This window comes from Bacillus sp. LJBS06 (assembly GCF_016924995.1).
In the GTDB taxonomy this organism is placed as follows: domain Bacteria; phylum Bacillota; class Bacilli; order Bacillales; family Bacillaceae; genus Bacillus; species Bacillus stercoris.
In genome coordinates, this window is sequence record NZ_CP070483.1 from 3,918,636 (window position 1) to 3,941,044 (window position 22,409).

The 22,409-nt window shown below is 46.5% G+C and carries 19 protein-coding genes and 1 riboswitch; of the genes, 9 read left to right on the forward strand and 10 right to left on the reverse strand.

Annotated features, from left to right (window positions below; genetic code table 11):
- Positions 1–85 precede the first annotated feature (85 nt).
- Genes cydC through cydA form a run of 4 tightly spaced genes read right to left on the reverse strand, consistent with a single transcriptional unit; the run spans position 86 to position 5,919 of the window.
- Complete coding sequence (cydC, locus tag JQX68_RS19900) at positions 86–1,813, reverse strand: thiol reductant ABC exporter subunit CydC (RefSeq protein ID WP_147772708.1); 1,728 nt, start codon at positions 1,811–1,813, stop codon at positions 86–88.
- A complete protein-coding gene (gene cydD, locus JQX68_RS19905; protein WP_147772709.1) occupies positions 1,810–3,513 on the reverse strand; it encodes a thiol reductant ABC exporter subunit CydD in 1,704 nt (567 codons plus the stop codon). The genes cydC and cydD overlap by 4 nt, the downstream gene beginning before the upstream one ends.
- The gene (gene cydB, locus JQX68_RS19910; RefSeq protein WP_014665914.1) at positions 3,513–4,529 is read right to left on the reverse strand and encodes a cytochrome d ubiquinol oxidase subunit II; all 1,017 of its coding nucleotides are present in this window, start codon (positions 4,527–4,529) and stop codon (positions 3,513–3,515) included. The genes cydD and cydB overlap by 1 nt, the downstream gene beginning before the upstream one ends.
- A complete protein-coding gene (cydA, locus tag JQX68_RS19915; RefSeq protein WP_095431081.1) occupies positions 4,513–5,919 on the reverse strand; it encodes a cytochrome ubiquinol oxidase subunit I in 1,407 nt (468 codons plus the stop codon). Before cydA ends, cydB begins: the two co-directional genes overlap by 17 nt.
- A gap of 554 nt (positions 5,920–6,473) precedes the next feature.
- On the opposite strand from cydA, the gene cimH reads away from it, so the two are divergent.
- The 3 genes from cimH to JQX68_RS19930 all read left to right on the forward strand — a co-directional run bounded on the left by cimH (position 6,474) and on the right by JQX68_RS19930 (position 9,889).
- Positions 6,474–7,826 carry a citrate/malate transporter CimH gene (gene cimH, locus JQX68_RS19920; protein ID WP_103031228.1) on the forward strand — a complete coding sequence of 451 codons (1,353 nt, stop codon included), beginning with the start codon at positions 6,474–6,476 and terminating at the stop codon, positions 7,824–7,826.
- Positions 7,827–7,948: 122 nt separating this feature from the next.
- Positions 7,949–9,637, forward strand: a complete 1,689-nt coding sequence (locus JQX68_RS19925) for a M56 family metallopeptidase (protein ID WP_147772710.1) — start codon at positions 7,949–7,951, stop codon at positions 9,635–9,637.
- 57 nt (positions 9,638–9,694) lie between these two features.
- The gene (locus JQX68_RS19930) at positions 9,695–9,889 is read left to right on the forward strand and encodes a hypothetical protein (protein WP_014665918.1); all 195 of its coding nucleotides are present in this window, start codon (positions 9,695–9,697) and stop codon (positions 9,887–9,889) included.
- Positions 9,890–9,902: 13 nt separating this feature from the next.
- Here JQX68_RS19930 and JQX68_RS19935 read toward each other — a convergent pair whose 3' ends face one another.
- The 4 genes from JQX68_RS19935 to JQX68_RS19950 all read right to left on the reverse strand — a co-directional run bounded on the left by JQX68_RS19935 (position 9,903) and on the right by JQX68_RS19950 (position 13,790).
- Positions 9,903–10,742: a polysaccharide deacetylase family protein gene (locus JQX68_RS19935; RefSeq protein WP_147772711.1), complete on the reverse strand. Its 840-nt coding sequence runs from the start codon at positions 10,740–10,742 to the stop codon at positions 9,903–9,905.
- A gap of 102 nt (positions 10,743–10,844) precedes the next feature.
- The gene (locus JQX68_RS19940) at positions 10,845–11,570 is read right to left on the reverse strand and encodes a ZIP family metal transporter (protein WP_136653938.1); all 726 of its coding nucleotides are present in this window, start codon (positions 11,568–11,570) and stop codon (positions 10,845–10,847) included.
- Positions 11,571–11,678: 108 nt separating this feature from the next.
- Complete coding sequence (gene msmX / locus JQX68_RS19945; protein WP_003242648.1) at positions 11,679–12,776, reverse strand: maltodextrin ABC transporter ATP-binding protein MsmX; 1,098 nt, start codon at positions 12,774–12,776, stop codon at positions 11,679–11,681.
- 120 nt (positions 12,777–12,896) lie between these two features.
- Positions 12,897–13,790: a PucR family transcriptional regulator gene (locus JQX68_RS19950; RefSeq protein WP_040081369.1), complete on the reverse strand. Its 894-nt coding sequence runs from the start codon at positions 13,788–13,790 to the stop codon at positions 12,897–12,899.
- Between the two features lie 183 nt (positions 13,791–13,973).
- Here JQX68_RS19950 and JQX68_RS19955 point away from each other — a divergent pair, with 183 nt between their 5' ends.
- Complete coding sequence (locus tag JQX68_RS19955; protein WP_147772712.1) at positions 13,974–15,431, forward strand: aldehyde dehydrogenase family protein; 1,458 nt, start codon at positions 13,974–13,976, stop codon at positions 15,429–15,431.
- Between the two features lie 41 nt (positions 15,432–15,472).
- On the opposite strand, the gene JQX68_RS19960 is transcribed toward JQX68_RS19955, so the two are convergent.
- Positions 15,473–16,309 (reverse strand): YitT family protein, encoded by an 837-nt coding sequence (locus JQX68_RS19960; RefSeq protein WP_003242615.1) that lies wholly within the window; start codon positions 16,307–16,309, stop codon positions 15,473–15,475.
- Between the two features lie 76 nt (positions 16,310–16,385).
- Positions 16,386–16,488: riboswitch (guanidine-I (ykkC/yxkD leader) on the reverse strand.
- A 388-nt stretch (positions 16,489–16,876) separates the two neighbouring features.
- Here JQX68_RS19960 and JQX68_RS19965 point away from each other — a divergent pair.
- Complete coding sequence (locus JQX68_RS19965) at positions 16,877–17,419, forward strand: DUF4352 domain-containing protein (protein WP_147772810.1); 543 nt, start codon at positions 16,877–16,879, stop codon at positions 17,417–17,419.
- Between the two features lie 75 nt (positions 17,420–17,494).
- On the opposite strand, the gene galE is transcribed toward JQX68_RS19965, so the two are convergent.
- Positions 17,495–18,514 carry a UDP-glucose 4-epimerase GalE gene (gene galE / locus JQX68_RS19970; protein WP_147772713.1) on the reverse strand — a complete coding sequence of 340 codons (1,020 nt, stop codon included), beginning with the start codon at positions 18,512–18,514 and terminating at the stop codon, positions 17,495–17,497.
- A 228-nt stretch (positions 18,515–18,742) separates the two neighbouring features.
- Here galE and JQX68_RS19975 point away from each other — a divergent pair, with 228 nt between their 5' ends.
- Genes JQX68_RS19975 through pepT form a run of 4 tightly spaced genes read left to right on the forward strand, consistent with a single transcriptional unit; the run spans position 18,743 to position 22,379 of the window.
- Complete coding sequence (locus tag JQX68_RS19975; protein WP_040081363.1) at positions 18,743–19,216, forward strand: DUF1453 family protein; 474 nt, start codon at positions 18,743–18,745, stop codon at positions 19,214–19,216.
- 17 nt (positions 19,217–19,233) lie between these two features.
- Entirely contained in the window at positions 19,234–20,454 is a 1,221-nt protein-coding gene (locus JQX68_RS19980) for a sensor histidine kinase (RefSeq protein ID WP_147772714.1), read from the forward strand.
- Positions 20,441–21,097 (forward strand): two-component system response regulator YxJL, encoded by a 657-nt coding sequence (gene yxjL, locus JQX68_RS19985; protein ID WP_069838414.1) that lies wholly within the window; start codon positions 20,441–20,443, stop codon positions 21,095–21,097. Before JQX68_RS19980 ends, yxjL begins: the two co-directional genes overlap by 14 nt.
- Before the next feature lie 49 nt (positions 21,098–21,146).
- Complete coding sequence (gene pepT / locus JQX68_RS19990; RefSeq protein WP_014665930.1) at positions 21,147–22,379, forward strand: peptidase T; 1,233 nt, start codon at positions 21,147–21,149, stop codon at positions 22,377–22,379.
- Positions 22,380–22,409: the final 30 nt, after the last annotated feature.

Below are 22,409 nucleotides of genomic sequence, written 5' to 3' on the forward strand. Positions count from 1 at the left end.
CTCTATCCCTCCTCTGCTTTCTTTTCCTATTTTTCCTGTACCTTTTCTTTTTCAAACAAAAAAGACAGCCTTTTAGGGCTGTCTTCTATTTTACAGGAACATCAAGGTGATACAGGCGGCGATATCGTTCGTTTGCCGCCAACAGCTCCTCATGGGTTCCTTCCATTTCCGTTTTGCCGTTTTCGAGAAATACGATTTTATCGGCTGCTTCCACTCCCGCGAGATGGTGTGTAATCCATAAAATCGTTTTTCCTTTCAGCACCTCAAACACCGTTTCCATCAATTCACGCTCAGTGATGGGGTCGAGACCAACCGTTGGCTCATCAAGGATGATGATCGGCGTATCCTGCAGCAAGATCCGCGCAAGTGCGATCCGCTGGCGCTCTCCACCGGAAAAACGGATGCCCGTTTCCTGTACAGAGGTATGATATCCGTCAGGAAGCGACTCAATGTAGTCATGCAGCTTGACCTGCTTTGCGGCACGGCGCACATCCTCGTCGCTTGCTTCTCCGTTTCCGAGCCTGATGTTGTTCAAAATACTTGTATCAAACAGGTGCGGTTTTTGATTTAACACAGCCACCGCATCAGCAATCTGATCCTTTAACAGCGCTGTCTCCACTCCGTTTAACGTCACAGAACCGGAGTCCGGTTTTAAGGCGCCTTCGATTAATGCAAGCGACGTAGATTTCCCAGAGCCGCTTCGGCCAAGCAGCGCCATTTTTTCTCCTTGGCGCAGCGTAAAGGAAAAGTTGTCAAGCACTTGGCCGCTGTTGTCATAAGAAAACGTCACATCACGAAAGGACAGGGTAACATCTTGGAGATCAAGCGTTTGTGCCCCTGATTCTGTGTGTGATGCCTCCGGCTGAGGAGCCACCCTGTTCATGCGTTTGATAGAATCCTGATAGCCCGGCACTTCGCCTAAGGCATCCGAAAGCGGCAAAAAGGCTTCCGTCAGCGGGAACACCACAAGCACAAAAGCGGCAATCATCGTTTTAGCGAGCTCGCCGTCCGCTTGCTGTCCCGCCGTCCAAAAGAGCATCAGCAAAATAAGGCCGGCGACAAGGCATTGCGCAGCAAAGTCCCGCCATCTTGTAAAGCGTTGTTTTTTCCGTTCAAGCTCAAACCAATCATGTTCCTCTTTTTCATACGCATCAATAAAAGCATGCCGGCGTCCGCTGAACATCCAATCGCTGACACCCATCACGGCATCTGTCAAACGGCTGTACAGTACATTCCGTCCGCTTTTCAGCTTCGCATTCCTCGCTCTCGTCACGAGCAAAGACACAACAGGAAACAATACAACAAGAACAAACAAATACAGCGCAATCAATATGGCAAACGGCCAAGAGAAGAAGCCGAGCGCTATCACTGACACAGCATACAGGAGCAAGGCTGAGATCGCAGGAAAAATCGTTTTTAAGAAAGCATCCTGCAAATGTTCAATATCCTCAGACAAAATGCCGAGCATATCCCCTGTGCGAAAACGGGAACGCAGCATCAAAGCACCCGGCTCAAGCATATTGTAAAGGCGGACGCGCATGTCAGATACGATTTTCAAAATGATGTGATGGCCGACGAGCCGTTCCACATATCGCGACACAGACCGTGCAATCCCAAAGGTTCGGACAGCGACAATCGGCACATAAATGAGCAGGATGTTTTCCGGCCTTGTCGCCGCTTTAGAAATCAAGAATCCTGAGGTGAACATGAGGAAAGCAGCAGAAAAAATCGTCACCGCGCCCAAAAAGATAACCAGAAAGAACAGGCGGGCATTTTGCTTGATATACGGCAGAATCCATTCTTCTTTCTTCATGCTCTTTCCCCCAGTTGTGCCTTCACGAGTTTAGTGTACACACCGTTTTTCTGCAGCAGTTCATCGTGAGTCCCGATTTCCGCAACCCTGCCCCTGTCAAGCACGATAATTTCATCCATATCAAGCATCCAGTGAAGACGGTGAGTCGCGAGAAAGACGAGCTTATCCTCAAATAAATCCAGCATCGTTTCTTTTATTTCATATTCTGTTTCGATATCAAGATGGGCGGTCGGCTCATCCAACAGCAGAATCGGGCGGTTTCCCAAAAAGGCGCGGGCCAGCGCGACACGCTGTGCTTGTCCGCCGCTGAGCGCCCGGCCGCCTTCCCCGATTCGCCCCTCTAATCCGTCAGGAAGCTTATCCACCAGCTCCGTCAGACCCGCCGCAGCAGCGGCACGGACTGTATCCTCTGCCGAAGCGCTTGGGTGGTAGAAGCGAATGTTATTGCTAAGCGTATCATCAAAGATGTACGGATGCTGAGGGATGTACAGAAGATTTTTCTGCCAGCTGCCGTCCTGCAAATGGGACCGGCTTGTGCCATTCACCTCAATCATCCCGCCATCCGGCTCTAAAAATCCGCCGAGGATATCAATTAATGTTGATTTTCCGGCACCGCTTGCACCGATAATGCCGATTTTTTTCTTACCTTTGAATGACAGATCAATATCAGACACCGAACGGCCGACTGATACACCTGACAGCTTCAGCTCATCCTGATCACCCCAAGTCTCGAGCTGAAGCGGCGTCTCTTCTTTAAAACCAGGCTGCGACAAAATCTCTTGAATGGTTTTTCCTGCTTCCTGGCCGTTCAGCGTTGCATGATAATCATTCCCCACTTCCCGCACCGGCAGAAAATACTCAGGCGCCAGAATAAGCGCCGTTAAAGCGGGACCAAGCAAAATATCGCCGTCAATCAGGCGCAGGCCCAGAAACACCGCGACTGTCGCCACCGACAGCATCGTGAAGAAATCGAGGGCGAATGATGATAAAAACGCCACCCGGAGTGTGCTCATTGTTGCTTTGCGATAACGCTCACTCACGTAGAAAATATTTTTGCTGTGTGACTTGCTCAAACCTAGGAAACGCAATGTCTCCAGCCCGCGAAGAGAATCAACAAAATGATTGGAAAGTCTCTGATAGGATTTCCACTGGCGATCCGCTTTTCTCTGCGCGACAAGGCCAAGGAGAATCATAAAAATGATTAGAATCGGCATCGCTGCGACTAAAATGACGGCCGACGTACGATCCTGGAAAAACACATAAATGACAACCGCCGCAGGCACAATCGCCATACTGACCATTTTCGGCAGAAACAGCTCCAGGTAACGGCGGAACTGGCTGATGCCTTCCATCGCCAGCGTCACCATTTGCCCCGTCCCCTCTTTCTTTGCAAAGCGGGGGCCTAAACGGAACAGCTGATCAAGAAAACTTTTTCTCAAATCTGCTCCTGTCCGGGCGGCATATTGATAGACGATTTTCTGGCGCGCCACCGTCACCCCGTGCCGGGCGATAAAAGCGATGAGGAAAAAGCCGATCACCGGAAACAGGGAGGCAATGCCCTCCCCATTGAACAGTCCGGTTACGGCCTCACTCAGCCACTCTGCCTGCATAATAATAGCGGCTGTCTGAATCAGCGTTAAACAAGTAATCACGGTGAGAATCCGCTTCATTCCTTTATATCGAAACAGGTCTTTTCCCATTAATAAGTCATAGGCTCCTTATGGCTGACGCGCTTCCGGAAGACATAATAGCTCCAGATCTGGCTGCCGATGACGAACGGCAATAGCGTTAATGCTGCAATTGACATGACTTTAAGCGAATAATCACCGGAAGAAGCGTTAGCTACTGTTAAATCGTATGCGCTTTTAAGCGAGCTGACCATTACGCGAGGGAATAGGGAAATAAAGATCATTCCCACGGTCAGCGCAAGACCAGCGCCTGTCATCCCAAATGTCCAGCCGTCTTTTTTCTTACGGATAAATACAGCCGCGAGCATAAAGCAGATGACAATCAAAACAACGAGCGGAATGGTAATTTCTCCGCGGCGTGTAAACATGTCTGTCTGATACGCAGAAAGAGCCGCGAAGGCAAGAACCGCTACAAAAACAACACCCATTATCTTTTGTGCCATTTTCCGGGCGCGGTTTTGCAAATCACCAATCGTACGCAGCGTAATAAACATTAATCCGTGCTGGAAGCAAAGAAGTGTTACCGTCACACCGCCAAGTATAGAATATACATTGATATAATCAGATACATGTGCGTGAATGTTCATGTCGGCATCAATCGGCATTCCGCGGAATAATGTCGTGAACAGAACACCAAGCACAAACGGAGGAATCAGACTGCCGAAGAAAACGACCCAGTCCCAAACCTTTACCCATTTCAAATGATCCACCTTGCCGCGGAACTCAAACGCGACCCCGCGGCCCATTAACGCAAGCAGCACAATGACAAACGGAATGTAATAACCGCTAAGCATCGTTGCATACCAGTTTGGGAATGCCGCGAAAATGGCGCCCGCGCCAGTCAAAAGCCACACTTCATTCGCGTCCCAGAACGGTCCGATCGTGTTGATCAGCACTCTGCGTTCTAATTCATTATGGCCAAGAAAACGGGTCGCCATGCCGACCCCGAAATCAAAGCCTTCCAAAAAGAAGAATCCTACAAACAATACAGCAACGAGTATAAACCAAAGATCATGAAGAGATGCCATGGTATACCTCCTGACTAAATGGATCTGTTGATACAGGCACTTCATGATGATCATCATGCTCGGCACCTTTTTTAATCTCACGGATAAACAAGAAGACAAGCAGCGCGCCCAGAATCATGTACATCACACCGAATGCGATGATTGAGAATAACAAGGAGCCCGCTGTTACGTTAGGCGACACGGATTGAGCCGTTGTCATCAAGCCCATAACCGTCCAAGGCTGACGCCCGATTTCTGTCATAATCCAGCCCGCGGAGTTCGCAAGAAACGGGAAGGATATCAAAGCGATCATGATGCGCAAATACCATTTGCTGGTTTCAAGCTTTTTGCGGCGGTTCAGCCAAAGGCCGCCTAACGCTGCAAGAATCATGACAACGCCTGCGCCAACCATGATGCGGAAGCTCCAGAATGTCGTTTTGACCGGCGGAATATAGTCGCCTTTTCCGTATATTTTTTCGTACTCAGCCTGAAGGGTTTTCATCCCTTTGACACTTCCGCTGAATTTCTGATAAGCCAAGTAGCTCAAGGCATAAGGAACTTTGATCTCATTTGAGCTTTTTTCATTTTTTGTATCGATCGTCGCAAAAGCGGTCCAAGCAGCAGGATCACCGCTGTCTTCCCACAGGCCTTCACTGGCAGCCATTTTCATCGGCTGTGATTCCATTAAATGCTCAGCCTGCATGTGTCCGCTAAGGCCGACGCCAAGACCTGCACAAAGGCCGACGATCATTGCGAGTTTAAAAGATTGCTTAAAGAACGGCACTTCTTTTTTCTTCAATAGTTTAAAAGCACTCACTCCGGCAATAAAGAAAGCCCCGGTGGCAAGCGCACCGAAAATAACGTGCGGGAATTCAACCCAAAGCTGAGGGTTTGTGATCAGCGCGCCAAAGTCGTTCATTTCCGCGCGGCCGTTTTTGATCGTAAAGCCGACCGGCTCCTGCATAAAGGAGTTTGCTGTTAAAATCCAGAAAGATGACATGATCGTTCCGAATGATACGAGCCATATGCAGAGAGCGTGAATTTTCTTCGGCAGGCGGTCCCAGCCAAATATCCATAATCCGATAAAAATAGATTCCATAAAAAACGCCAATAGGGCTTCAATCGCAAGCGGAGCGCCAAATACATCTCCGACAAAACGGGAGTAATCAGACCAGTTCAGTCCAAACTGGAATTCTTGCAAAATCCCCGTTACAACACCGACTGCGAAATTTATTAAGAATAAGTGTCCCCAAAACTTTGCCATTTTGAGATACAGCTCATTTTTCTTCACAAGATAAAGAGTCTCCATCAACGCAACCATAAACACAAGCCCGATAGACATCGGCACAAACAAGAAATGAAACAACGTTGTAGATGCAAATTGTATGCGGGCTAATACCAATTCACTCATGCTTTCTCCTCCATTTCCGGTTGAAACTACTAATTTGCTCACCACTTCACAAATAGAACCAAAACTTTGATCAGTAATTCACAAAATAGACGAAAAAATATTGTTCAACATTTCACAAATGTGTCAAAAAGTCGTCCAATATGATACAAGATTGCTAGACTGACCAAATGACACAATCTCTGACTGGTTCATATTAAGTACTTTACAACGATTCATTTCAAAAATAAAGCCTAAAACACCTAAAAAGTCCCATACTATGTGACGGTTTTTTGTCTATTTTGTTGCTTATTTATGTCGGCTGCTAGGATAAATGACCCTTTATCATCGTACATCAACACATCGTTCCTTGCGAACAAAATGCTCACACCCGCTTCAGCACTCGAGTCTCAGCATTCCGTCATAAACCGATTTTAGTCAGAATGCCTCTTTCCATTTAAGCCGGCAAGAGGAGAAAAGCTGAATAGTAAATTTTTAATATATTAATAATTTCAATTTTTTAGTATACTTAACATAGTGAACAATTTCACTGCATCAAGAATAGGGGAGGTTTTTCAATGGGAGAGCTTCAAACACACATGCAATTGCAAACGGATACAATTCACGAAGGGGTTCGAAAAGAGAATTGGTTTGCGAAAGCCATGAATATAAAAGTAGGCATCATACCGCTGCCTGTGTATGCCTTGCTGTTTATATTAATCACTGTTTTTGTTATGCATCACGATGTAAAAAGTGACATTCTGACATCCATTGCCGTCATGGCGTTTTTCGGGTTTACCTTTGCCCAAATCGGCAAATCGATACCGATTGTTCGGTCTATCGGCGGCCCGGCCATCCTAGCTACTTTCATTCCATCCGCTGTCGTGTACTATCACCTGCTGCCTAATGATATCGTCAAATCCACAACAGAATTTACAGAAAACTCAAACTTTCTATATTTGTTTATCGCCGGTATTGTCGTCGGAAGCATCCTCGGCATGAAAAGAGAAACACTCGTAAAAGCATTTATGAAAATCTTTATTCCGCTTATTGTCGGTTCTGTCACAGCCGCTATTGTCGGACTGGCTGTCGGGACTTTGCTCGGACTCGGATTTCAGCATACACTGCTGTATATCGTTATTCCTATCATGGCCGGAGGAGTCGGAGAAGGTGCTATCCCGCTGTCCATTGGCTATTCTGACATCATGCCCATTTCTCAAGGGGAAGCGTTTGCACTTGTTCTCCCATCGATTATGCTGGGCAGCCTGTGCGCGATTATTCTAGCGGGCTTGCTGAACAGAATCGGAAAGAAAAAACCGGAATGGACCGGAAACGGCAAAGTGGACCGCTCCGAAGAAGAGTCCCATGCACTTGAGGAATCACAGAGCGGTCAGCACATGTTCAACCTTTCTTTATTTGCGTCAGGCGGTATCCTTGCTGTTTCTTTATACTTAGTCGGCATGCTCGCCCATGATTTTTTCGGATTTCCGGCACCCGTTGCCATGCTGTTACTGGCTGTTCTAATCAAGCTGTTCAGATTGGCGCCTGCCTCAATTGAAAATGGCGCGTTTGGAGTATCCCGCTTCTTTTCAACAGCTGTGACCTACCCGCTGCTCTTTGCGATCGGGGTATCCATGACGCCGTGGGACAAGCTTATCGCTGCTTTTAACCTCAGCAATATCATTACAATTCTGTCTGTCGTTGTGACCATGATGGCCGTCGGCTTCTTCACCGGAAAATGGCTGAACATGTATCCGATTGAAACCGCCATTATTAATGCATGCCATTCAGGGCAAGGCGGCACCGGTGACGTCGCTATTTTAAGCGCGGCGGAAAGGCTTGAGCTGATGCCGTTCGCCCAGGTGTCTACCCGCATCGGGGGAGCGATTACAGTATCCTTAACCTTATTGCTGCTGCACCAATTTTATTGATACACCTCGGAGCAAGTTCTTCGGAAAACGAAAGAGCTTGCCTTTTGCATGTCCGTATTTTTGCAAGTTCCCATCCCATGCTATAGTAATAGTTGGAAATACTAGATAGAAAGGAATCTGGCATGCCTATGGGAACTCATCTTTTTCTCTTTATGCTTCTCGGGCTGGGATTTTATTTGATATCAGCCCTGGCTGCAAAACTCATTCCGGCCATAGACTTCTGGATTGATATTGTGCTATGGGTCGGCGCTGCAGTTTACATCTTCTCTCATCTCTCATTCATGGACGGCATTGTCTCAATCGCGACAATGTTCTACTGCTATTGGACCGCAATGGATCTCATTGTTTCAGAGCGTGCGGAAAAACCTTCGGGAGACTGGCAGGAAATCGAGCTTGCCAGAAACAAAACACGTCTCCTGTCAGACATTACGCTGACTGCCATTGTGTTTGCAGGAGCTGTTATTTTTTTCATCTTTGGACCTGACACAAGCCCTCTCAAATATGTGATCCTTCTCGGCATGATCTCCGGCGGAGGGGCACTGGTGAAGCGAATACTGAATGTTTTCAGCGTAAAGGTTTTTTATTCAGCAGCCTTAGAAAAATTGCATATCAGCTCACACTATGAAACCCGGTCATACCCGCTTTCCGATTTGAAGGACATTCAGCTTGAATCAACGGCTGATCTCTTAAAGCTCCATCCGCTTATGACGATGTATTCATCACGTTTAGATTTGACAACAAGCTTTCAGCAAGTCATTAAACTGTCTCTTCCCGGTGAAACACTGTTTCTGACGGTGAAGGAACCGCAAAAATGGAAAACGATTTTCCGAGAATACACAGATGAGGAAATCAATGTGGACAATGTGATTTCTGTTTTGCCGTTTTATCATAGAAAAAATGTGAAGCGGCTGCTCGGGAAGCTTTATTTTGCCGCCAGCGTAAAAGGGATATCCGCTTACGCCTTATTGGTGCTCGTGTTATACGCATTACACGCCTCTCCATGGGTCATGGCTGCAGCGGTTATCCTGTATTGGGTATTCAACATGTATATGTCAGACCGTGTGTTGCGGGCGGCGATGGACGCCAAGCCCTGTCATCATCCGCATGTACAGGCAGCGGCTGACGAGATTTTCCGCAAGGCCGGCATTTCCCATGTCCGCATATACGAAACGGAGAGTGATGATTACAACGGAATGGCAGTCGGCATGAATGTCGGAAGGTCAATGGTCATTCTGACAAGCGCCACACTAACCCTGCCGCTGCGTGTCATCGAGGGCATTCTGGCCCATGAGGCGATTCATATTAAAAAACGTGATGTACTGTCATCACAGATTTTGCGTTTTCTCTATCTTGGAGCTGTCGTTGGGATTATCCTCTTGTTTGAGCAGCATATCATCCACCCCGAGGCCCACAAAATTGCGCTTTGGGCTTTCATTATGGCAATCATTATCCTGTTTCAGCTCTATCAATCCTTTTGTTCACAATGGATGGAGGTGCGTGCTGACAACCTTGGCGCATCCTTGCTGGAGGGCGGTTACAAACAAATGGCTGAAGCTTTGAGGGTCTTGGCGGTTCGGCAAGATGAGGACATACAGAAACAAAGTGCCTATAGCGCTGAAGCAGATGAAGACGAGCTTCAAATTGACTCTCTCACCCGGGATAAAAGCTGGCTTTTCAGATTGATTGATTTTCAGTTCGCCCCTCATCCTCCTATGTATTGGCGTGTCGGCACTTTATTGTCAAACAAAGGACACGGGGTGCTGAAGCGTTGGCTCAGAGACCGCCTGATAGAATCGATCACTTTGAAATGAAACCGGTCAGCGTTTCATCCGTATAACAGATATGGTGAAAAAAGGGAGTGACGAGAAGTGATTGTGATCATCTTATTGTTTATATCTATTATTGTTTTTCTTTCAGTCATTCAGCCGCAGCCATCGGAGCATAAAAGCCGCCAGCAGGCGGACAGCGGGTATTTCGGCTATTCAGACAATGGCTCACACCATGATGGATGCAGCAGTGACGGGGGTTTTAGCGATTCCGGATGTGGCGGCGGAGGCGATTGAGCGCCTCCTTTTTTTATTTCATTGATTCGACGTACGCGCCAAAAGCCGAGCCCGACATGCCTGGGGACACGCGCACGCGATGGAGGGCGTACATTCCCTGGTCTCTCGAAGCCGCGCCCGGTTCTGTCGTCACGCCCATTTGATAGCCCGTTTCTTTGGCGGCCTTCAGCGTCTCTTCATTGTAGCGTCCTACCGGATAGCTGATGATGGTGGTTTTCTGATGAAACATGTGGTCAAACAGTTTTTTCGAATCTGCCATCTCGCTTTGCTGCCGTTGAGGCGTTAACCCGTTCAGTTCAAGGTGGTCAATTGTATGGCTTTCAATCGATATGCCGTGCTGTGTCATTTCTTTCATTTGGTCCTCTGTCAGATGGTGCTTATGTCCGATCGATTTGCCGATCATAAAAATCGTCGCCTTCATCCCGTACTTTTTCAGCACCGGATACGCGTCTTGATAGTTGTCGGTGTAGCCGTCATCAAACGTAATTAGCACGCATTTCTCACACGGCTTTTTATCCTGCGTCAGCATGAGATACGCCTCTTTTGGCGTTAATGTCTGATAGCCGTTATCGTGCAGCCACTTCATATGCGCTTCGAATTCTTTCTTTGGGACACGAAGGCTGTTTCCTGAGGAAATGCTGTGGTACATCAAAATCGGCAGCTTTGCCGGTGTCTCTGTTTTGATCCATCCGGCTGTATCGTTTTCTTTTTTCTGAACTTGTACTGCTTTTTCTTCCGGTTTCTTTTGTTCCGCTTTGGGCATCGTCTGCTCTGCATTCGCCTCTTGATCAGCGCAAGCCGCAAGAGCCAAGCAGCTTCCCAAAAGAAAGATGCTTAAGATAAAACGTTTCATCGGTTCCCTGCTTTCTGTCTATTTCTTCCTCCTTTTTCATCGGTCTGATTCTGAGATTTTCAATAGCAAAAAACCGGACATGAAATCATGACCGGCTCACATTTAAGAAAACTGATTCAAAACCAGCGAGGTTAACAGGCCGAGTGCGGCGATTAAACCTGTCATCGGACCGCTGTCTTCGTACGCCTCAGGCATCATCGTTGAAGCAATCATCGCAATGATGCCTCCGCCCGCAAATGCTGCAATCGCTGACATGATTTCTTCAGAAGCGCCGTCGAGAAAGAAAAATCCTGACCATGAGGCAAGAATTGAAATCACGAGCACCGCGGCCCAAAGCAGCATAATTTTCGTTTTCGAGTACCCGCTGTTTTTCAGTCCTGCTGTACTAGACAGCCCTTCAGGGATGTTGCTGATAAAAATGGCGATCACCAAAAGAAAGCTGACCGATTGTTCTTCGAGAAGGCTGGCGCCAATCATAATCGATTCTGGGACAGCATCCATGATCGTGCCGATAAAAATGGCGATTCCGCCGCCGACAGCTGTTTGTCCCGATCTTTTTCTTTGTGACGCGCCCCGTTTGGAAACCGCGTAATCAAAAATCGTAAACACAACAGCTCCCGCAATAAATCCCACGCCTGTCGACACGATTCCGCCCTCTGCTACTGCGTCCCCAAGAAGCTCGTAAGCGGCCGCGCCTATTAATACACCTGTGCCAAAAGCCATAATATAGCCGATGATCTGTTTGCGAATCGGAAGAAACATGGACGCCAGCGCGCCCAGCAGTACAGCAGAGCCCGATATCCCGCCCCACATTGCCGCATTCCACATCTCTATCTCCCCTTTCTTACCAACCACTACCCGCTGCCGTTTTTTCCGTAAACCTCGCAAACAAAGAACAAAAAACCGGACATGTCTCCATGTCCGGTTTTGCTGATCTTATCGAATTCTCACTTCTGTCTCACTGTCAAAGAAATGGCCTTTATTCATATCAAATGCAACCGTCAGCTCATCGCCTGATTGAATATCGAGGCGGGCGTCGATCCGTGCGATAAAGTCTTGGTTGTCGATCTGCGAATAAATCATGATTTCTGAACCGAGCAGCTCTGCGACATTGATTTTCGCTTTAATCGAGGAGTTCTTATACGATTCCACGACAATCAATTCATCATGAATATCCTCAGGACGGATGCCGAAGATAACCTCTTTGCCGATGTAGCCTTTTTCACGCAGCACCTTCATTTTTCCTTCCGGCACGGTTAATGCCGCAGAACCGATTTTGATTAAGCCATCCGTGAGCTTTCCTTTGAAAAAGTTCATCGCCGGTGACCCGATAAAACCGCCGACAAAGACGTTTTCAGGAAACTCGTATACATCCTTCGGCGTCCCGATCTGCTGGATTTTCCCGTCTTTCATGACTACGATCCGTGTCGCCATCGTCAGGGCTTCTGTCTGGTCATGCGTCACATAAATCGTTGTGGTTTGCAGTCTCTGGTGGAGCTTAATGATTTCCGCCCGCATTTGCACCCTCAGCTTTGCGTCCAGGTTTGACAAAGGCTCATCCATCAGGAACACCTTTGCATCCCGCACGATTGCCCGCCCAAGCGCGACCCGCTGTCTCTGTCCTCCTGACAGCGCTTTCGGTTTACGGTGCAAATATTCCTCAAGTCCGAGAATTTTAGCGGCTTCCTCTACTCTTTTTTTAATTTCTGGCTTCGGCATTTTCCGAAGCTTCAGTCCGAATGCGATATTATCGTAGACCGTCATATGCGGATAGAGCGCGTAGTTTTGAAACACCATTGCGATATCCCTGTCTTTTGGCGCTACATCATTGACCCGTTTTCCTTCAATATAAAAATCGCCTTTCGAAATTTCTTCAAGTCCTGCAACCATTCGCAGCGTCGTTGATTTTCCGCAGCCGGACGGGCCGACGAATACGATAAATTCCTTATCGGCAATATGAAGGTTAAAGTCATCAACCGCCGGTTCCTTCTGATCATAAAATTTATAAATGTGCTCCATCCGCAATTCAGCCATCTAACATCCCCCTTTGTTATTGTAAACGCTTTCTTATATTGAGTGTAACAGCAATTTTCTCCCGCTAAAATGGGCAGCGTTCATAAAATCACCCAGCCCTTTTTCGTGCATATTTCCAATTTATTCTGAACTTTCACTTTGCAGGCAGATAAAATAGGCAAGAAGCGCGCCTTTGTACGATTTGATATCTATCCCTGACCGCTCAATAAATTTATCAATCCGATATTGCAGACTGTTGCGATGCAGATGCAGCTTTTTCGCTGTTAATGTGACGTTTGAGTTGTTTTCAATAAACAGCTTAATGGTCTTCCTTAGCTCAGATTCACTTCCAAATAAAAGCTCAGCTTCTTCAGATAGCAGCGTTGCCAATTTTTCTTTTTCTGTTTCTAATAATATGAAAGGAAAAATCATCTCAAAGGTCACACTCTGCACCTGAGGCAGCCGTTTTTCAGCAAACAGGAAATACGCCTGTTCACGAGCGTAATGTTTTCGCAGGCACTCATCCGGCTCGTAAAATCTTCCCGCGTAAAAACGGACACTGAAGTAGAAATCACTTTCAAGAACCTTAGCGAGCGATTCCAGTTCGTCCTTCTCCGCCGCCGCTTCACTTTCCTGCTCAACAATGACGCCTCTGTCCTCATGGATCCACACAATCACAAAAGACACCGGCCAAAAATGGCGTACCGCTTCCGTAAAGGACGTCCTGTCTATTTTGCCGAATAAATGAAAGTGAACAAACCTTGTCCGTTTCTTTATATTCGCCGGCAATTCTCCTCTTGAAAAAAGGAACGAAAACCACTTGTTTTCCTCCGGTGATTTCATAGACATTTGATTGCCCTCATCCGCAGCCGTCAAAAATGACTGCAGCACCAATACCTCTTTTTCGCTGATCTCTGTTTTCGGAATGGAGATGTATCTCTGACTGCTCTCATCAAAAAAACATAGACAGCCTTCCCTTATGCAAAGCTCCTCAGACACAGTCGAACCGGGATAAATAGCCAGCAGCGATTTCATAGAGTCTCCTCTCTTATGTAAGGATCTGTATATTCAGTATAAGGCGAAATACACATGTTCTCCACTAAAAAAGAGTATATCCGGTATAGATAGACGAAAAACTTAAAGGGAACCTCATTCGTTTACATATTGGCGTCAGCGGAAATAGAAGAGGATATGCGGGACCAAAAGGAGGGTCATCTTATGAGTTTCGAAACGTTAAACAAAAGTTTTATCAACGGAAAATGGACTGAGGGAGAAAGCGGACGTACGGAGGACATTTTGAATCCGTATGACCAGTCTGTGATCACAACAGCATCTTTGGCAACGGGCAAACAGCTGGAGGATGCGTTTGACATTGCACAGAAAGCCCAAAAAGAGTGGGCCAAAAGCACGACGGAAGGCCGAAAAGCCGTGCTGCAAAAAGCGCGCGGCTATTTACAGGAAAACCGTGATGACATCATCTTGATGATTGCCCGCGAAACTGGCGGAACGATTATGAAATCAACGATTGAGCTGGAACAAACGATTGCCATTTTAGATGAAGCCATAACGTATACTGGTGAATTAGGCGGCGTCAAAGAAGTTCCATCCGACATTGAGGGGAAAATCAATAAGATTTACCGCCTTCCGCTCGGTGTCATTTCATCGATTTCTCCATTTAATTTTCCGATGAATTTATCTATGAGAACGATTGCGCCCGCGATTGCGCTGGGAAACAGCGTTGTTCACAAGCCTGATATCCAAACCGCTCTTTCCGGCGGAACCATCATTGCGAAAGCGTTTGAGCACGCTGGTCTTCCTGCCGGTGTCCTTAACGTCATGCTGGCGGATGTAAAGGAAATCGGGGACGGCATGCTCACCAATCCAATCCCGAGATTAATCAGCTTTACGGGATCAACAGCAGTCGGGCGCCACATCGGTGAAATCGCCGGCCGTGCCTTCAAACGGATGGCACTTGAGCTCGGCGGCAACAATCCATTTGCCGTCCTTTCAGATGCGGATGTCGATCGTGCTGTGGATGCCGCGATTTTCGGAAAATTTATTCACCAGGGACAAATCTGTATGATTATCAACAGGATCATCGTTCATCAGGATGTATACGATGAGTTTGTAGAAAAATTCACCTCCCGTGTCAAACAGCTTCCGTACGGTGATCAAACCGATCCGAAAACCGTTGTCGGCCCGCTGATCAACGAGCGCCAAATCGAGAAAGCGCTGGAGATCATTGAGCAGGCAAAGGCAGGCGGCATAGAGCTTGCGGTTGAAGGAAAACGTGTCGGAAACGTACTCACGCCGTACGTCTTTGTCGGCGCGGACAACAACAGCAAAATTGCCCAAACGGAGCTGTTTGCCCCAATCGCAACCATTATCAAAGCCGGCAGCGATCAGGAAGCGATTGACATGGCAAATGATACCGAGTATGGCCTCAGCTCTGCGGTTTTCACTTCTGATTTAGAAAAAGGCGAAAAGCTCGCCCTGCAAATTGACAGCGGCATGACCCATGTCAACGACCAGTCCGTCAATGATTCACCGAATATTGCCTTTGGCGGAAACAAAGCAAGCGGTGTCGGCCGCTTCGGCAATCCGTGGGTCGTCGAGGAATTTACCGTGACGAAATGGATTTCGATCCAGAAGCAATACCGCAAATATCCGTTCTAAACCAAAAAATCCCTCTGCTTCAAGTACAGAGGGATTTTTCTTTATTTTGATATGTCCACAAATCCTTCGCCAAACACGTCGCGTACATCATGAACGATTACAAACGCCTTTTTGTCGCAGCTTCTAATGATTTTTTTCAGCATGGAAAGCTCCTGTTTGTTAATGACGATATACAAAATCTCCTTTGATTGGCCCGTATAATTTCCCTTCCCTGATAAAATTGTCACGCCCCGATCCATCAAGGTATTTACCTGCTCTGCAATCTCACTCTTATTTTCTGAAATGACCGTAATGGCTTTTTTCGTATTCAAACCTTCAATAATGAAGTCCATCACTTTCGTACCGATATACAGCATCACGATCGTAAACATCATTTTTTCCGCACCAATAATAAAATAAGAGCTAAATACTACGATTAAATCAAAAAACAAGAGCGCATAGCTGATATTCCAATCTAAATATTTATTAGCAATTCTGGCCAGAATCGCGGAACCGGCTGTTGTCCCGCCGACCCGGATAATCATGCCGATCCCGACTCCCGCAAATACACCTGCGAAAATCGTATTAATAATCAATTCATCAGACGGAATGCTCCATCCATGTGTCAGATGAAGAAAAAGCGAATTTGCCGCGACCGCAATGATCGTATAAACGGTTGTTTTTCCATCCAGAAACTTATAGCCGATTAAAAGCAAAAACGCATTTAAGATAAAGTTCGTGACACCGGGAGACCATTGAAACAGATAATACAATATCAGCGTAATCCCAGTGACTCCGCCTTCCCCAAGATCATTGGGAATCGCAAATAAATTAACCGCAAGCGCGAAGAAAAAAGCGCCAATCACAAGCATAAGTACATCCAGCATTCTCTTTTTCATCACGAAAACACTCCTTCTCATAGTTCTGTTCTAGCAAATAAAAAAACCCAGGAGAACGCTCTCGAAAAAGAGCAGAAACTCCTGGGCTTTTATCCCACCGTGTCATAACAGCCAAGCTGCTATGTGTTTTCTCTCGGTCACAGTCCAATTTGCATTGCGGAACCCTAGAAAACCACTGTTTTGATCATATCCTTTTCACTTTCCAATATTAGCATTATACGGGACGGCTCGAATTGGTTCAAGGGGTATTTGCGGAGATTTCATCAGATAGGCTGAAAGAAAAAACGATTTATCTATTAAAAAAGAGCAGATATAACCGATAAGAAAAAAAGCATATATTTTACAAGTAAATTTAACTATATATGATAATAATTATAAGAAATTCATAATTTTATATTGACTAAGTGAAATAATATAGGCATTATAGTACATATGTTTTGTACATTTAATTACATAGGAGGAAATGAAATGGCAGGAAAACTAGTACCCTGTAAAGCTTGCGGTCAAGAAATTGCAAAGGGTGTAAAAAAATGTCCTAACTGTGGTAAGGATCAACGTAACTTTTTTATGAGACATAAAATCATTACGTTTATTCTCGCAATTGTTGTCATCATTATTATCGGTAATATGATTGGCGGCGGAGGCGGTTCAGAAGCCACTTCCAAAACATCAAGCAGCAGCAAAGCAGAAACTGAAAAAATATACAATATCGGTGATACCGTAAAAACTGAAAAAACTGAAGTGACAGTTACGAAGGTAGAGGACAGAGATTCTGTCGGTACTCAATATATTGAAAAGAAAGCATCTGATGGTGGTACAATTGTAGCTGTTCAATATACAGTTAAAAACGTATCTAAAAAACCGATTAGCTCTTTTTCAATTCCAACTGTTAAATTAGTTGATGCTGATGGCACTTCTTATGATGCAGATATCGATGCTTCTTCAACCTATGCAACCGAGACAAAAGTTGACAACTCTAAAATATTAAGTGATCTAAATCCTAATATTAAAGTAACAGATGTGAAAGCATTTGAAGTGGACAAGGAAGCTTATGCAAAAGGAACTTGGAAACTCAAATTTAGTAATGATGTTATTGTAAAAGTCAAATAATAGCTAACAAGGGTGCCCTTAACAGGCACCCTTGTTCTTTAAAAAAGTCCTTCTCAATAGAGAAGGCCTCCTTTTTTATTCCGCACTCTTATACCCATTCACATTAGATGACTGCCATCTCCAGGAATCTGCACACATTTCCTCAAGGCCGCGTTTCGCTTCCCAGCCCAGTTCCCGCTTGGCTTTCGCAGGATCTGCGAAGCAGGTGGCGATGTCTCCCGGGCGACGGTCCGCAAAACGGTACGGAATCTCTTTCCCTGACACTTTTTCAAAGGCTTTGACCATTTCAAGCACACTGTAGCCTGTGCCTGTTCCAAGGTTGTATGCATCGGACCCAGTGGAGTTCAATACTTTTTCCAACGCTTTGACATGGCCTTCTGCGAGATCAACGACGTGAATATAATCGCGTACGCCTGTCCCATCTTTTGTCGGATAGTCATTTCCGAATACGCTTAATTGCTCAAGCTTGCCAACGGCTACCTGTGCCACATACGGCATGAGGTTATTCGGAATTCCGTTCGGGTCTTCACCGATCCGTCCGCTTGGATGGGCACCGAACGGATTAAAGTAACGAAGCAGCGCAACGCTCCACTCGTTGTCGGCTGTATGCAAATCACGCAATATTTGTTCCAGCATGAGCTTCGTCTGTCCATAAGGGTTTGTCGCGCCTAATGGAAAGTCTTCCGTAATCGGCGATGTTTCCGGAACGCCGTACACTGTCGCAGATGAACTGAATACGATTTTCTTGACGCCGTATTTCTCCATGGTCTCGCATAAAATAAACGTTCCTGTCAGATTGTTATGATAATATTTGAGCGGAATCGCAACAGATTCACCGACTGCTTTTAACCCCGCAAAATGAATCACAGCTTCGATTTCATTTTCAGCAAAAACGGAATCTATCGCTTCCCGGTCCAATAAATCCGCTTCGTAGAACGTTAAATCTTTTCCTGTAATCTCCTTTACACGGTTCAGCGCTTCAGCCGAACTGTTGGACAGATTATCAAGAACAACAATCTCGTAGCCGCTGTTCAATAGTTCAACACATGTGTGGCTGCCAATGTATCCGGCACCGCCAGTAACAAGTATTGCCATGATGTAAACCCTCCTAAAAAATGACCTGATTTCATTATATAGTGTTTAGAACCGGTCCACATCCATTTTCAAGAAGTTTAATCGTTTATTAATAGTTTCTTCATATATTATCAGCATTTTCATACCTTTATGCAGCTCGAACAAGTCTATCAGCTGAAAAATCAATCTGCCGGTTGACGTTTTTCTTTCCTATTTTCGCTATGCTTAATGCAGAAAGGATTTGATGACATGGCGATGAGCCCTTATATTTTTATTGTCTTTATTCTTATTGTTTTATCGATGTACCGGGAGAGAACTGTCAGACCCGGGAAGCTGCTGATCATTCCGCTGCTGTTGTTATGGGGCGTATCCGCATCGTTTCAGCCCGCGTATTTTCATTCCGTATTACATGTGGCGATCAGCGGCATTTTATTACTGATCGGGCTGGCCTGCGGGTTTGGCATTGGAAAGATGGTAAACGTGCGGATTCACCCGGAAACCGGAAAGGTCACTTCACGCGGCTCCCTTGGAAGTGTTATTCTCATTCTAGTGATACTTTCTTTGCGCATGGCCGCGAGAACATGGCTTCCTGAGAGCAACGAAATGTTTATTGCCATTATTCATTCTATGTTCTTCATTCCCCTCGGCACCATCACAGCCCGTAACATTATGCTTTATAAAGCATACAGACGGCTGACCGCTGGCAAAGTATCCATTCAATAACTGAAAGAAGGACCAGCATGAACGGACTATCTCCGGCTCGGCACTACAAGAAGCTTGTGCCGAGCCTTATTCTCATTTTGAATTGCATACAATTTTTATCTCATCCAGCCAAAGCCGACCCCATTTTGCTGGCATTTGTATTTGCGGTGTACTTAGCATTCATTTGGGTCATTCCCTATGTGGCATCCGCTGCTGTTCATTTGAGCATATTCGTCGGGCTTTGGCTCCTGACCGTTTTTCTTTGGGCTGTTTCCGGCCAAGAGCAGGGAGCCGCCTTTTTCTTACTCGTATTTTTAATGGTTTATGCGGCCATAAAGCTCCCTGCACGGCTGTCTTTGATCTTTACAGTGTGCCTAATTGGGGGCAATGTTTTCTTTTTGTATACTGTTTTTGACACCAGCTGGGACGATATCGTCAGCAACATCTCGATCATGATCGGGTTGTACGTCCTCTTCTCCTCCATGCGTTTCAGACGAGAAGCGAGAAAGGAGGCTGAGCGAAATCATGCTGAATTGGCGAAAATGCATGTGCAGCTGGAGCATGCTCATCAAGAACTCCAGAAAGCGCATGCAGAGCTGCAGGAGGCATCTGTTCTTTCATTAAGGTACGCGGTCCTCGAGGAGCGTACAAGAATTGCCCGAGACATTCATGACAGCATCGGCCATGAGCTGACTTCTGTGATTGTTCAGCTCCAATCTCTTCCCTATATCCTCAAAAGCAGCGAGGAGGATTCAGAAAAAGTCATTCAAAATGTACTGAGTGTCGCCAGAGAATGTCTTCAAGAAGTGCGGTCTGTCGTTCACCAAATGGGCCGTAGTGAATCGATGGTGGGGCTTGCCGCTTTGCGGGGGCTGATTCATCAAGTGGAGGAACGGAGCGGCTTGCATGTTTCTTTAGATACTGCCGGACTGTCAGAAGAGTCCTGGCCTCCAAACATAAGCGAAACGATTTACCGCATCTTGCAGGAAGCACTGACCAATATCATTCGTCACGCTGACGCTTCTCATGCGGCGACTATCATTTCTAACGACGAAACCCATCTCTATCTCACAATCATCGACGACGGACAATTCACCGGCAGCCTTACTTATGGATTTGGCCTGACAGGAATGAAAGAACGCGCTGAAAAAGCAGGCGGTTCCCTTACCTTTAGCGCCGTGCAGCCGAGCGGCCTGCAAATTGAGCTGTCATTGCCGCTCACGACAACGAATAAGGAGCAAAAAGATGAACAAAGATAAAATACGCGTCGCGCTTGCCGATGATCAGCCGCTTGTGCGTGAAGGCTTCCGGTACGTCATCAACGCCCAGACGGATATGACAGTTTCTGGCGAGGCCGGCGACGGTCACGATATTATAGCACTCGCAAAACAAACAAAACCTGACGTCATCCTCATGGATGTCCAGATGCCGCATTGCTCAGGCATCGAAGCGGCGAAAGACATCATGTCCGCCCTTCCAGATACAAAGATTGTCATTTTAACGACCTTTGACACGGAGGAATATGTATTTGAAGGCATCCGTGCAGGCGCAGTCGGCTATTTGCTGAAGGATGCGCTTCCTGAAGAATTGATAGATGCGATTCGCGCTGCGGCCAAGGGCGAGGCGATTTTCCGCACAGTCACGGCCGCTAAAATTATTAGTGAGACATTTCGGGCGAAACAGCAAACTCATGTCGAAGAACTGGCAGAGCCGTTCACCAAAAGAGAGCTCGAGGTTCTTCAGCAAATGGCCTACGGGCTGAGAAATGAGGACATTGCTGAAAAGCTTTTCGTCAGTGAAAGCACTGTGAAAACCCACGTGCACCGCATCCTGCAAAAATGCAATGCCCAAGACCGGACACAGGCAGTCGTTTTTGCCATTCGAAACGGTATTGTGCAATAGAAATCTCTCAGCCCGCCATGATAAAATAAGACAAAGGAGATGATTGGAAATGAAAGAAGAAATCATTGAACGGTTTACTACATATGTAAAAGTCGACACACAGTCCGATGAATCCGTTGACACCTGCCCTTCCACACCCGGCCAATTGACATTAGGAAACATGCTCGTTGATGAGTTGAAGTCCATCGGCATGCAGGATGCAGCCATTGATGAAAACGGCTATGTCATGGCGACGCTCCCCTCCAATACTGAAAAAGACGTGCCGACAATCGGCTTTCTCGCTCACGTCGACACCGCTACAGACTTTACCGGCAAAAACGTGAATCCGCAAATCATCGAAAGCTATGATGGTAATGACATCGTTCTTAACGAACAGCTGCAGGTCACCCTGTCACCTGATCAATTCCCTGAGCTGTCTGGCTATAAGGGCCACACACTCATCACCACAGACGGCACCACCCTTCTCGGCGCAGACAATAAGGCCGGTATCGCTGAAATCATGACAGCCATGGATTACCTCATCAAACACCCAGAAATCAAGCACGGCACAATCAGAGTCGCCTTTACGCCTGATGAAGAAATCGGAAGAGGACCGCACAAATTTGATGTGAAACGGTTCAATGCATCCTTTGCCTACACGGTTGATGGCGGCCCGCTCGGCGAGCTTGAATACGAAAGCTTCAATGCCGCTGCCGCGAAAATTACGATTAAAGGCAACAACGTACATCCCGGAACGGCAAAAGGGAAAATGATCAACTCTGCGAAAATCGCGATGAAGCTGAACAGCCTGCTGCCGGCAGACGAAGCGCCTGAATATACAGAAGGCTATGAAGGCTTCTACCATCTGCTGTCGATTCAAGGAGACGTAGAGGAAACAAAGCTTCACTACATTATCAGAGACTTTGACAAAGAGAACTTCCAGAGCAGAAAAGAAACAATGAAGCGCGCCGTTGAAGAACTTCAGAACGAATACGGGCAAGACCGGATTTTGCTGGATATGAACGACCAGTACTACAACATGAGAGAGAAAATTTTACCTGTCATCGAAATCGTCAACATTGCCAAGCAAGCGATGGAAAACCTCGGCATCGAACCGAAGATTTCCCCCATCCGCGGCGGCACCGACGGATCGCAGCTGTCCTACATGGGACTCCCGACGCCAAATATCTTTACCGGCGGGGAAAACTTCCACGGCAAATTTGAATACATCTCAGCTGATAACATGGTCAAAGCCGTAAATGTCATCGTTGAGATTGCAAAGCTGTTTGAAGAGCAAGCGTAATACCAAAAGCCAGTCCAAAAAAGGGCTGGT

Excerpts from the sequence above, each read along its gene's own strand:
- cydC (WP_147772708.1), bottom strand. The coding sequence starts at position 1,813 with ATGAAGAAAGAAGAATGGATTCTGCCGTATATCAAGCAAAATGCCCGC.
- cydD (WP_147772709.1), bottom strand. The coding sequence starts at position 3,513 with ATGGGAAAAGACCTGTTTCGATATAAAGGAATGAAGCGGATTCTCACC.
- cydB (WP_014665914.1), bottom strand. The coding sequence starts at position 4,529 with ATGGCATCTCTTCATGATCTTTGGTTTATACTCGTTGCTGTATTGTTT.
- cydA (WP_095431081.1), bottom strand. The coding sequence starts at position 5,919 with ATGAGTGAATTGGTATTAGCCCGCATACAATTTGCATCTACAACGTTG.
- cimH (WP_103031228.1), top strand. The coding sequence starts at position 6,474 with ATGGGAGAGCTTCAAACACACATGCAATTGCAAACGGATACAATTCAC.
- JQX68_RS19925 (WP_147772710.1), top strand. The coding sequence starts at position 7,949 with ATGCCTATGGGAACTCATCTTTTTCTCTTTATGCTTCTCGGGCTGGGA.
- JQX68_RS19935 (WP_147772711.1), bottom strand. The coding sequence starts at position 10,742 with ATGAAACGTTTTATCTTAAGCATCTTTCTTTTGGGAAGCTGCTTGGCT.
- JQX68_RS19940 (WP_136653938.1), bottom strand. The coding sequence starts at position 11,570 with ATGTGGAATGCGGCAATGTGGGGCGGGATATCGGGCTCTGCTGTACTG.
- msmX (WP_003242648.1), bottom strand. The coding sequence starts at position 12,776 with ATGGCTGAATTGCGGATGGAGCACATTTATAAATTTTATGATCAGAAG.
- JQX68_RS19950 (WP_040081369.1), bottom strand. The coding sequence starts at position 13,790 with ATGAAATCGCTGCTGGCTATTTATCCCGGTTCGACTGTGTCTGAGGAG.
- JQX68_RS19955 (WP_147772712.1), top strand. The coding sequence starts at position 13,974 with ATGAGTTTCGAAACGTTAAACAAAAGTTTTATCAACGGAAAATGGACT.
- JQX68_RS19960 (WP_003242615.1), bottom strand. The coding sequence starts at position 16,309 with ATGAAAAAGAGAATGCTGGATGTACTTATGCTTGTGATTGGCGCTTTT.
- JQX68_RS19965 (WP_147772810.1), top strand. The coding sequence starts at position 16,877 with ATGAGACATAAAATCATTACGTTTATTCTCGCAATTGTTGTCATCATT.
- galE (WP_147772713.1), bottom strand. The coding sequence starts at position 18,514 with ATGGCAATACTTGTTACTGGCGGTGCCGGATACATTGGCAGCCACACA.
- JQX68_RS19975 (WP_040081363.1), top strand. The coding sequence starts at position 18,743 with ATGGCGATGAGCCCTTATATTTTTATTGTCTTTATTCTTATTGTTTTA.
- JQX68_RS19980 (WP_147772714.1), top strand. The coding sequence starts at position 19,234 with ATGAACGGACTATCTCCGGCTCGGCACTACAAGAAGCTTGTGCCGAGC.
- yxjL (WP_069838414.1), top strand. The coding sequence starts at position 20,441 with ATGAACAAAGATAAAATACGCGTCGCGCTTGCCGATGATCAGCCGCTT.
- pepT (WP_014665930.1), top strand. The coding sequence starts at position 21,147 with ATGAAAGAAGAAATCATTGAACGGTTTACTACATATGTAAAAGTCGAC.